General features: G+C 44.2%; 11 protein-coding genes. 8 read left to right on the top strand and 3 right to left on the bottom strand.

Annotated features, from left to right (window positions below; translation table 11 throughout):
* The 4 genes from QXE01_01435 to QXE01_01420 form a co-directional block, all read left to right on the top strand.
* Positions 1-916, top strand: a 916-nt coding sequence (locus QXE01_01435; protein MEM4969895.1) for a cbb3-type cytochrome c oxidase subunit I, incomplete at its 5' end; no start/stop codon positions are given.
* A gap of 165 nt (positions 917-1,081) precedes the next feature.
* Complete coding sequence (locus tag QXE01_01430) at positions 1,082-1,642, top strand: flavin reductase family protein (protein ID MEM4969894.1); 561 nt, start codon at positions 1,082-1,084, stop codon at positions 1,640-1,642.
* A gap of 111 nt (positions 1,643-1,753) precedes the next feature.
* On the top strand, positions 1,754-2,296 hold the full coding sequence (locus QXE01_01425; protein MEM4969893.1) for a GNAT family N-acetyltransferase: 543 nt from the start codon (positions 1,754-1,756) through the stop codon (positions 2,294-2,296).
* A 24-nt stretch (positions 2,297-2,320) separates the two neighbouring features.
* Positions 2,321-3,610, top strand: a complete 1,290-nt coding sequence (locus tag QXE01_01420; protein MEM4969892.1) for an IS200/IS605 family accessory protein TnpB-related protein — start codon at positions 2,321-2,323, stop codon at positions 3,608-3,610.
* Positions 3,611-4,256: 646 nt separating this feature from the next.
* Here QXE01_01420 and QXE01_01415 read toward each other — a convergent pair.
* Positions 4,257-4,751, bottom strand: a complete 495-nt coding sequence (locus tag QXE01_01415; GenBank protein ID MEM4969891.1) for a peroxiredoxin — start codon at positions 4,749-4,751, stop codon at positions 4,257-4,259.
* Between the two features lie 83 nt (positions 4,752-4,834).
* Between QXE01_01415 and QXE01_01410 the strand changes: the two genes are divergently transcribed.
* Together QXE01_01410 and QXE01_01405 are read left to right on the top strand one after the other, a co-directional pair.
* Positions 4,835-5,179 (top strand): 30S ribosomal protein S24e, encoded by a 345-nt coding sequence (locus QXE01_01410; protein ID MEM4969890.1) that lies wholly within the window; start codon positions 4,835-4,837, stop codon positions 5,177-5,179.
* Complete coding sequence (locus tag QXE01_01405; GenBank protein ID MEM4969889.1) at positions 5,179-5,361, top strand: 30S ribosomal protein S27ae; 183 nt, start codon at positions 5,179-5,181, stop codon at positions 5,359-5,361. Before QXE01_01410 ends, QXE01_01405 begins: the two co-directional genes overlap by 1 nt.
* Before the next feature lie 69 nt (positions 5,362-5,430).
* On the opposite strand, the gene QXE01_01400 is transcribed toward QXE01_01405, so the two are convergent.
* Positions 5,431-6,543: a DUF1512 domain-containing protein gene (locus QXE01_01400; protein ID MEM4969888.1), complete on the bottom strand. Its 1,113-nt coding sequence runs from the start codon at positions 6,541-6,543 to the stop codon at positions 5,431-5,433.
* A 554-nt stretch (positions 6,544-7,097) separates the two neighbouring features.
* On the opposite strand from QXE01_01400, the gene map reads away from it, so the two are divergent.
* A complete protein-coding gene (map, locus tag QXE01_01395) occupies positions 7,098-8,003 on the top strand; it encodes a type II methionyl aminopeptidase (protein ID MEM4969887.1) in 906 nt (301 codons plus the stop codon).
* A 124-nt stretch (positions 8,004-8,127) separates the two neighbouring features.
* On the opposite strand, the gene QXE01_01390 is transcribed toward map, so the two are convergent.
* Entirely contained in the window at positions 8,128-9,285 is a 1,158-nt protein-coding gene (locus tag QXE01_01390) for a serine hydrolase (GenBank protein MEM4969886.1), read from the bottom strand.
* A gap of 115 nt (positions 9,286-9,400) precedes the next feature.
* On the opposite strand from QXE01_01390, the gene QXE01_01385 reads away from it, so the two are divergent.
* Positions 9,401-10,597 carry an anhydro-N-acetylmuramic acid kinase gene (locus QXE01_01385; protein MEM4969885.1) on the top strand — a complete coding sequence of 399 codons (1,197 nt, stop codon included), beginning with the start codon at positions 9,401-9,403 and terminating at the stop codon, positions 10,595-10,597.
* The last annotated feature ends 91 nt before the right edge of the window (positions 10,598-10,688 follow it).

Raw genomic sequence — 10,688 nt, 5'->3', positions numbered from 1 at the left:
CCTCCTAGCGCTGGGCTCTGGCCTAGCCCTTCTCAAATTTGTAAGCTCCCCTCTAGCTAAGCTAGGGCTTATACTGCTTATGATCTTCGTAACACCTGGGATAGGGCATCATATACTCGTAGATCCCATGTACTCCATTATATTCAAAAATGCTAGTGGGAATATAGGATCGCACTTCTTAGCAACAGGATCTATGGTGTCGGCGTTCTCAATACTAAGTGCTCTAGAGACTATGATTAGATCTACAAGAAGGGTTGAAACATTATTTGGGTGGATCAGAGCTATTCCATGGAGAAACCCGGGTTTTGCGGGAGCCATATTCTCAATGATCCTATTCGCTGTTGGTGGTGTATCATCGATCAACATGACCTCGATGCCTACAAATGTGAATCTCCATAACACAATGTGGGTTCCAGGGCATTTCCACTTCATAGTAGCTGGAGGAACCTCTCTAGCCTTTATGGCATTATCATACTATATCGTGCCAGCTCTATTCAATAAAAGATTATATAGCGTTAAACTAGCTATAGCCCAGATCTATCTATCCTTCATAGGCATCTCAATCCAGGGCTCCTCAATGCTTATCCTAGGATGGGAAGGAGCTCCAAGAAGAACCTATCTACCCCCCGATATAATGCTCCAGCAGTGGATCTACCCATCCATAGCTTTGGGTATAGGAGCTATAATATTTATAACATCCGGAGTACTATATTTCGTAAATATCCTCTTAACTATTCTAGGAAGAAGCACATTTAATATAGAAGAAGGACTACTAGAGGATCTAGATGATAGTGTTAATAGGCCTTTGAACAAAAAAGGTTCTCTAGCTATAATAACGATCATATTCATTGCCTCGCTAGCGATATTTATTATAAACCTCTTAAGGCTATCTTTATCTCCGGCTCTAATCAGATAGCTAGCAATGTCGATATATTTATTTCTATAGGTTTAGTTTTTTTGAAGAAGCTTTCTCTAGGAAGACAAGGTATCTTACTACCATCCTAAATGGGGGCTTTTAATTGTAACACCCCTTCAGCTTATATGCTACTTGTTTCAAGAGTAGCTATGGAGGTTATATGCTATGTATATCGAGTATAGAGGTAAGTTTTATAGACCGCTACATCCAAGGCCAACTGTGGTTCTAGGTGTGATCTGTAGGGATGGGAGGGTAAATCTGATGCCTGCTAGCTGGAATACTCCTGTTAGTGAGGAGCCACCAACTGTGGCTGTGGCTGTTGATAGAACTACATATACCTATGAGTGTCTGGAGTATCATGGTGAGGCCACTATAAATGTGCCTAGCGATGCTCAGCTACAACTGGTATATGACCTAGGATCTGTTTCTGGAAGATCTGTTGATAAGGTTAGGAAGTTCTCGGTTGAGCTAGTTCCGAGCATCAAGATCAAACCTCCGGGGCTCCAAGGATCTATAGCTATTCTCGAGGGAAGGGTATATGCTAAGTACGATGTTGGCGAGGTGAAGCTATATATCTTTGAAGTACTCTTAACAAGGATCCTCGAGGGGCTTGTGGATGAGTGGGGAATAATATTTGATAAGACGAACATCCTGCTCCACGGGGCGGGAAGGGTTTTCCATAGGGTTAACCCTATCAAGCTCTTTGCCAAGAAAAGAACGCCTTAGCGATAATCAGATAACCGAGATCTATTGTTATCTCTTTAGCAGATCCTCAACATCTTTGGAGCCCAGCTGATACCAAATAACCTGCTATAGTAACATATTATTCGGATATCCATGCTATTTAGAAAAGTAGAGGAGAAGGATCTCCCCTATATATATTCATGGCTCGATAGTAACGATTACCTCAGAGAAGGGGTTCTAGAGAGTGCTCTCTCACGTGGTATCCTCTACGGGGTTGAGGTAGATGGTAGGATCGAGGGTATCTCAATCCTATATCCAGTTGATAAAATCGCATGGCTAATGGGTGCTAGAGTTAGAGAAGGTGTTAGGGGGAAGGGTGTGGGGAAATATATGACTGAAAAGCTCTTAGAGGAGGCTAGGAAGATAGGTCTTGCTGGTGCTGCTCTTCTCACATCTAGAAATAATATACCGGTTCACAGAATATGCTCCTCCCTCGGTATGAAGAGGATTCTAGAGCTTTTCTCCGCATCTATACCACCGTTACCCTCAACAGGCCCTACAGAGGTCCCTAGGTTAGATGCTCTTCATCAAGAGGATCTAGAGAAGATAATAGATATCCTGGAAAGGGGGTACCCACTTCTACCACTAACACCTGGGGGCTGTTGCAGGTTTAGCGATAAATTTAAATACTTTTAAACACTTCTGATTACTTGGTTGGTGTTGGAGAAGCTCTTAAAGACGCTTAGGAGAACTGTTGTTCTTGAGGGTTGGACTAATAGGTTTGGTAGGGAAGCACTTAGAGAGATTAATGAAGCTTATAGAACCATGCTCCAGGAAATGCTAGACTACGCTCTAAAACATAGTGCTTCTCAAGAGACACTGCATAGGATCTTCTACAATAGGTTTAGGGAGAAGTATCCATGGATTCCTACGAGGGTTATCAAGGGATGCTATAGAGACGCTTCTAGAAGGACGAAATCATTCAAAAAGCTGAGAAAGAAGGGACAGGCTAGAAAGGATAAGCCTGAGATAAGGAGTATAACGCTGATCTACTCTGATTCTCAGGATTGGAGATTAGGAGATGGAGCTATAGAGGTTAGAACACATAGGGGATGGATCAGAATAGCCTATAGGAATAATAAGCAACTACATAGATATCTCTACAGCGGTTGGAAACTATCTAGCGAGTTGAAGCTAAAGCTAATTGATGGGAAGATCCTCATATATCTAACCCTTGTAAAAGAATTCGAGATATCATATAGACCTGGCAATGCTGTTGCAGTGGATATAAATGAGAACAATGTTACCCTAGCTATCTTCATTAATAGAAAGCTACATGAGATCTATAGGGTTGAGACTGGCATTGGTAGGATTGTTATAGCATATTCTGAGAGACGTGGAAGAATAGCTAAGGACAGATCTACTAGGGATAGGGTTGCTAGGAAAGCCCTTAGAAGGCTCAGAGAGGGGGAGAGGAAAGAGGATATCATATACAAGACAGCCAGGATAATCGAGGAGATCGCTAGGAGATATGATGCAGCTGTAGTTGTTGGGAATGTTCGTAGGGGTAAGAATAGAATGGCTGGCAATGCTAATAAAAAGAGTCTGAGGCATAGGATTCATCAGTGGTGTGTCTCAAAATTAGTAGAAGTGTTGAATAGCAAGCTATTATATGTTGTTGAGGAGTCTGAGGCATACTCATCATCGAGGGAACCATTTAGTAGGAAGCCTATCAAAAACTATACCCCCTCTGTGATTCGCGTTGCGTTGAGAGGGGGTAGAAGGGTGAGGGTTATAAAGATACAGATGAGGCTAGCAAGGCTGAGCAATGGACTAACCATGGATAGAGACGTAATTGGTGCTATCAATATTGGTTTGAGATATCTATCCCCAGATGGGAGCCCCATGGCGTTGGGCTCGACAGAGCCCCATGAGGTGCGGGTGAAGCTGGTGATCCCACACCGAGGGCTAACCCCACTCACGGAACTAAAAATGATTAAAAGTAATTAGAAATACCGTGAGAGGGGAAACGCCTCGTATGGGCACCTACAAGATATATAATCAACTCTATATATGATAGGGCCTATATCTGCAGAATCCATACCACGTTATTAGCTATAGCTTATACAGGGTGCTCATGGGTTTTAGAGGATAGATGCAGATCTACCCTAGGTGCCATACTACTTAGCACAGATTCTGAAACGCCTCTCCAGAGCGTTTTATCATGTATCTCTCACCTAGGATATGAAGAGGGATTCTATGAGGTATTAATATGGTCAAATGACTCTGAGGATCTTTTAAGGAGGATCTCTCCAATAGCTAGGTGGATCTGGAGATCCTATATATACTATAAAGATCTATTATAATCCTAGACAGCTGTAGATCTAGAGGTATTTTATCCAAACCTATTACATGTGAAGGCCTAACCTCTTTTAAAATAAGGACTAGATCCGGCCTCCTCCCCGCCCTGGGAGGCGGGGCTTCCCTAGGTGTAAACCCAGTATCTAGAGTGAGGATAAGAGATCATATAATTGTGTTATATTTAGCTGTGTGTCTCTCTGGGATCTCGGCTATAATAGAGCTAATAGAGATCGAATGCTCTAGTAGAGAATTTTGTTGACGTCTAGAAGATAAAAAACTATATATCGAATTCATTTTATTTAACTGATCCTCCTTTCTTTAGTCTCTCCAGAACTCTTTCTATTTCATCATAGTCTGGCTCTACTCTTGGGTCTTCTGAGACCCATTTATATACAACTATGCCTTTGGGGTCTATTATAAATACTGCTCTTTTTGCTAGCTTCTTTAGGCCGAGGCCTAGGAGGTCTGGTAGGACTACATTGTATTTCTCTATAACCTCTCTGTTGAAGTCACTTAGCAATGTGAAGTTAAGCATGTTAGCCTCTTTAAAGGCTTTCTGTGCGAATGGGCTGTCAACGCTTATACCTATTACCTCGGCATCTAGGTTATTTAGCCTGGCCATTCTATCTCTGAATGTGCACATCTCCTTTGTGCATACTGATGTAAATGCTCCGGGGAAGAATGCTAGAACCACATATCTACCCTTTGCAAGGAACTCTGAGAGTCTTCTCTTCTTAAGATCTGTGTCTAGTAGCTCGAAGTCAGGAGCCTTTTCCCCCACGTTAACCATATTCTCACCAATTGGTATCCTTATGAGTGCTTATATCTTTATTGCTAATAAGCCAGCAGTTATACTATCCATAGGCGGTTGAAATGGCTGTGGAGAGTCAGCAGGGCCCTGTGGCGAAACTCGACAGCGGGATCTATGTGTTGGTTTCGCAGAAGGAGAACAAGGTTATCCAGAGGAAGGAGGCTGTGCTAAGGATAGAGCATAGGAATAAGGGAACCCCATCGAGACTCGATGTGATTGAGGCTGTTTCGAAGCTCCTCGGTGTTGATAAAAGCCTTGTTGTTGTTAGAAGGATAGAGACAGAATATGGGAAGGACTCATCAAAGGCATGGGTACATATATATAGAGATCGAGCTACTCTCGAAAGATTTGAACCGAAATATCTCCTGCAGAGATCTGAGAAGAAGGAGGAGAAGGGTGGGGGTTAATGAGTAAGGAGAAGGGTAAGAGATTTAGATCCTCTCTCTACACAATAGATCCGTCGAAGGGGACTATCAAGCCTAAAAACAAGCAATGCCCAAGATGCGGATCTATGATGGGCTATTACAAACCCGGCGGTGAGAGGTGGTACTGTGGTAAATGCCACTATACAGAATTTATTAGAAGATAATGGGGGCAACCCTCCTCACACGAATTTGGGTTTCGGATTGTATATTGTATATGGAAATGTTTTCGAAAGCTATAGAACCCCAACCGTATTCCCTATGCCAGCTACCAAAACTATATCTCCTTCTTTTGTCTTCTCCCTAATAATCTTTTTAACAACCTCTGCAGCTTTAACCACCCCCTCGTAGATCTCCTTTGTCATATGCGTTATAGCTTCTTCGGAGCTCATCTTCACAATAACAGCGTCTAGGGGTATGTTGCATTTGATCGCGGCCCTCTCAATAGCTATCTTCTCAGGACCTGGATCGCCTATCGCAGCTCCAGTACCCTCTGCAACCTCCCCGCTCTTCTCACCCTCTAGCTTGAGGGCTGCGTCCACAGTTATTATTCGAGAGATGTTGCATCCAAGCTGATCAACTAGCTTTGCAACAGCCTCGCCAGGCCTACCAACAGTGCCTCCCGGCCCCTCTGCTTTCACGAGATATACTTTTCTACCTTCTATATCTGTCACGCTATATACCGTCTCCTCAGCTATTGCGATCCTCTCGGCGTTGGGGGCTAGAAGAGATACCACCATAGGGCCTGCAGAATCCCCCACAGGTATCCCTAGCTTGAAGGGTTCTACAGCTTTCTTATATGCCTCTAGCTCCTTGATGAGCCCTGGGAGGAGGATTACAAGCTGTGTTAGCAAGATCCAGTTCTGCGTCTTCTTACCCAGTAGATAGTAATGTCTAATAACCCTGTAGACTAGGTTGAAGACCCAGTTTATCTCGAGGATAACTGCTATATTATCTCTTTTAGCCTTGTCCAAGCCCTGCGAGATCGAGGATGTATAGCTCTTTATCTTATCATCCCTCACTCTTATCAGATGCCCCAGCCTCTTTATAATATCCGTCGGCTCTATAGAAACCGGTTCTATGAGGAAGTTATTGTTTATGAAGCCATCTATCAACCCACTGGGATCTTTCACACCTATCTCTCTCAAATATTCCTCGGAAGCTTTTCGAGTCTCCAGAGCCATCCCCTCGATCTGTGATAGCCTAAACCTTATGATCCTATCCCACCTATAGATCCTAATCCTATCAGGGAGATCTGTGAATAGAAGCATGAACCAAAGTATATTTATTATGATCCAGAATATAAGGAAAACCGTAGAATCCCCTGTTGGGGTGCCTGTTACTTGCATATTATACACTATCTACACCAATAGGGGAGTCGTTAAGGGAAACTTAAACACGTGATAAGCTCGTAACAGCTATTATATACAACCTGACCTCTTCCTCATCGCTATACTTTTGGTTTAACTAGATATCGCCCTATCAATGTCTCTAATCTAGCTAGGGGTCATGTCTTCATTGCGGTTCATGTTGTTTGGTATCGCCGCTCGCCCCCCTTACCCTCTGTCTGCTCCCTATGCCGCCTACAGGAGCTAGCCTCCCCTCGGGGTCATGGGGCTTCATTGGGTGCCCTCCTCCCTCTCGCATTGCTCATCGAGTTCATAGTGTCAGCCTCAATACCTATTTATAGCAGAAAAGATCATAAGCACCACCCAAGAACGCTATCAACAAACATAAACCAACATAAAACCAAAACAGCAGCCAAAGGCCAAGTGCTTATATGACTTATCCGGATTAGTTTGAAGAGTTCTAAGAGTGGCGATCTGAGGTTATTAAGGTGACAGATCAAAAATCTGATCTATTATAGCTATATAGAGTTGAAAAAATAATATAGTTAGGCCAGGTGGTTGGGCTGACTGAGGAGGAGTTCAAGAAATACCTAGAGGCTGGTAGGATAGCTGTTAAGGTGAAAGAGGAGATCCCAAGGATCGTTGCTCCGGGGGCTAGGCTGGTGGAGGTTGCTGAGAGGATAGAGGGTTTGATAAGATATTATGGTGGGGAGCCAGCATTTCCTGTGAATATATCCATAGGATCTGTTGCAGCCCATTACACCCCAATTGTAGGGGATCCAAGTGTTTTCCCTGAGAAGGGGCTTGTTAAGGTGGATTTCGGCGTCCATGTCGACGGATATATAGTTGATACAGCTATTACAATAGACCTTGGGGGTGACTATGCTGTGATACTAAATGCTGCGAGAGAAGCCCTCGAGAAAGCTCTCCAAAAGATAGCCCCTGGAACATCTTTCAGAGAGGTTGGAAGGGTTGTTGAGGAAACGGCGAGGAGATACTCCTTAAAACCCATTAGAAATCTCAGCGGGCATAGAATCGATAGATATAGAATACATGCAGGGGAATCCATACCAAACTATCCAGAAAGCTTCATGCCATGGAAATTCAGAGATGGAGGAGTATATGCTCTGGAGCCATTCATAACAAATGGAGCCGGTATGGTTGCTGAGGAGAATCTAGTCACGATATACTCAGTTAAAAAGACAAAGATCAAAGCATCGGAGAGCGAGGAGAGAGTTCTTAGAGAAGCATCAACAAGGTTTAAAGGACTACCCTTCTGTGGAAGATGGCTCTCAGATCTAGGAAGGGATATAGAAAAGATCCTGGATAGGTTAAGGGCAAAGGGCGCATTACACCCATACCCAGTGCTAACAGAGATAGCAGGGGGTCAGGTAGCCCAGTTCGAGGAAACAATTGTGATATATAGCAGGGCACCTTATGTCGTTACCAGAAGGTTCTAGATATGGCTTTAACCCTCTCAGCTCTGGATAGGGGCTTATCATTTTTGTTGATATTTCAAGGGCATCACCATGAGCTCTATAGCCAGTATCCTGTGAAACTTTGTTCTACCAGGCTATTTCCCTGCTATGGTTTTTCAGCTATGTTGGAGGATCTATTGGCTTTGACGGATGAGATTATCATATTATGTGCGATAGGCCGTAGCAGGTTGATATAATGGTTATCTCTCTTTGGGTGAACCCTGTTAGTTAGGATCACGATCACGATATCGAGTATAGGATCGATCCATAGGGATGTTCCTGTGAATCCCGTATGCCCGAATCCCTTAACCAGAAGATCTCCTCCGGCTTCAATAGATCTTCTATCGTAGATCCACCATCCAAGCCCGTAACACCGATCCCCACAGATCCATTTTCTAAGCATGGATCTAGCATATGCTGGGGGGAGGAGGAGATCTGATTCACCGCGATATGCCCTAAGGATCTCATATCCCAGAAGCCCCACCTCCTCAGCAGTCGAGAACAGCCCGGCATGGGCAGATACACCCCCCATAGCTCTGGCATTTTCATCATGTACAATCCCTGTGAGGACGCCTCCATGTTCGGTTGCCTCGGTTGATACTATGTTATTTTGATCTATGTCTGCTTCTAAGGGGTTATAGAGCGTTAGCTTTAGACCTAGTCTCTTCGCAACTAAGCTGTAGAATAGATGATCAAATTTCTCGCTGGTGAGCTCCTCAACAAGTTTTGTGAAAACCATATATCCTATATCGCTGTAGATCGCCTTTGTCCCGGGCTCATAGATTGGGAAACTCCTTACAGCCTCCATTAGGATCTCCTCCCTATCGCTTGTAGATCTATATAGGGGAAGCCATGGTGGGAGACCTGACGAGTGTGCTAGGAGCATCCATATCCTCACTCTATCCTTAATCTCATTATAGCCAGCAGGGGTTTTAGAGAATTCTGGAAGGATCTCCGAGACTCTCTGTTTAAGATGTATAATACCCTCTGCAACGAGCTGCCCAGCTACTAGTGAACCTGCTATCGGTTTTGTAAGAGATGCTAGGTCAAATAGCATTCCACGTCTTAGAGGCCTTTCAATAGGCTCTATCTGGGCATATCCACATGCCTCGTGAATAGCTACCTTACCCCTTCTTACTACAAGAACCTCTATTCCTGGGATAAGCCTTCTATGTGCATATCCACATATATACTCAATAGCCCTTCTAAGCCTATCTCCAGAGAAACCCAGCTCCTCGGGATCTGCTTCTTCGAGATGAGGCATCTATCAGCGCCTCCACCGCAGATTCTCGAGGAAGATATATCTTAATCTTTAAAATATCTAAGATCATATATCTAATTCTACTTATGTCCCTGCGCCTTACATATTGAGGGCTACTATGAACCTTGTTGATAGGTTGGTTAGGAAGATCGGGCTTGAGAGGAGAATTGTTGCAGGGCTTATTTCAGGCACCAGTGCTGATGGTGTTGATGTAGCTATAGTGGAGCTGGAGGGGCATGGAAGGAATATTAAGCATAGAATGTTAGTCTCAGGTGTTGTTCCGTATCCAGAAGATCTCAGGGGGTTTGTGCTAAGCTCTATCACATCTGGGAGTGTTAGGGATATATGTGTCCTTAACTTCCTAGTGGCAAGGTTCTTCTCTAAGGCTTTTAAGGATGTGATAAGCACCTCCAATCTTAGCCGTGATGATGTGGATCTCATAGGCTCTCACGGGCAGACTATATACCACTATCCAGAGCTGGTGAGATGCGGTGGTTTCGAGACTAGATGCTCCCTCCAAGTGGGTTCCTTACAGGTTATTGCTGAGCACACAGGTGTTATAACTGTGGGTAATTTCAGGGCTAGAGATATAGCGGTTGGAGGTCATGGTGCGCCTATAATAGCCTATGTTGACTATGTCCTCTTTACACACCCATCAATAGGTAGGGCTATCCAGAATATAGGAGGGATAGCCAATGTTACTGTCCTGCCTCCAAATGCTTCGCTAGAGGATGTATACGCCTTTGACACAGGGCCTGGAAATACCTTGATAGACTATGCTGTGTCAATGTTGTATAGAGACCTTAGCTACGATCCTAACGGGGAGATAGCTTCAAGGGGGACTCCAGACGATGAGCTCTTGGAAGAGCTTATGGGCCACCCATATATCTCGGCCCCTCCTCCGAAGACAACTGGTAGGGAGGTTTTCGGCAGGGAAATGACTATGAAGATAATTGAGAAGGGCATTTCCAAGGGTCTCTCTAGAGAGGACATAGTTGCGACACTTACAATGTTTACGGTGAAGAGCATAGTATATAATTATAAACGCTATATCCTACCCTACATCAATATAGAGGAGGTAATAGTTGGAGGAGGCGGGACGAGGAACAAGACCATGATGAAGTGGCTTGAGAGAGAGTTTAGAATGCTTAACCTGAAAATGCTGGGGCACGAGGATCTTGGGATAGACTCTAAGTACAAGGAAGCGCTTGGAATGGCGGTACTAGCACATGAGACCCTCAGCGGGATCCCAAATAACGTGCCCCGCGCAACGGGTGCTATGAAAAGGGTTGTCATGGGGGAGATAGCCCTTTGATACGCTGTTCAAAAAGATCTACGGTATTCTAATAACTTTAGTCGCCTGAGGTATGCATCATTCCCTGGGCAGGATCTATGGCTATTGTGTG

This window comes from Sulfolobales archaeon (assembly GCA_038897115.1).
Classification (GTDB): Archaea; Thermoproteota; Thermoprotei_A; order Sulfolobales; family AG1; genus AG1.
Note: the sequence above shows the minus strand (reverse complement) of the source record. Positions and strands in the feature narration are given on the sequence as shown.

Bases quoted from the DNA above. Each gene is read 5' to 3' on its own strand.
- QXE01_01385 (MEM4969885.1), top strand. From the start codon at position 9,401: ATGAACCTTGTTGATAGGTTGGTTAGGAAGATCGGGCTTGAGAGGAGA.
- QXE01_01400 (MEM4969888.1), bottom strand. From the start codon at position 6,543: ATGCAAGTAACAGGCACCCCAACAGGGGATTCTACGGTTTTCCTTATA.
- QXE01_01430 (MEM4969894.1), top strand. From the start codon at position 1,082: ATGTATATCGAGTATAGAGGTAAGTTTTATAGACCGCTACATCCAAGG.
- QXE01_01390 (MEM4969886.1), bottom strand. From the start codon at position 9,285: ATGCCTCATCTCGAAGAAGCAGATCCCGAGGAGCTGGGTTTCTCTGGA.
- QXE01_01405 (MEM4969889.1), top strand. From the start codon at position 5,179: ATGAGTAAGGAGAAGGGTAAGAGATTTAGATCCTCTCTCTACACAATA.
- QXE01_01415 (MEM4969891.1), bottom strand. From the start codon at position 4,751: ATGGTTAACGTGGGGGAAAAGGCTCCTGACTTCGAGCTACTAGACACA.
- QXE01_01425 (MEM4969893.1), top strand. From the start codon at position 1,754: ATGCTATTTAGAAAAGTAGAGGAGAAGGATCTCCCCTATATATATTCA.
- QXE01_01410 (MEM4969890.1), top strand. From the start codon at position 4,835: ATGGCTGTGGAGAGTCAGCAGGGCCCTGTGGCGAAACTCGACAGCGGG.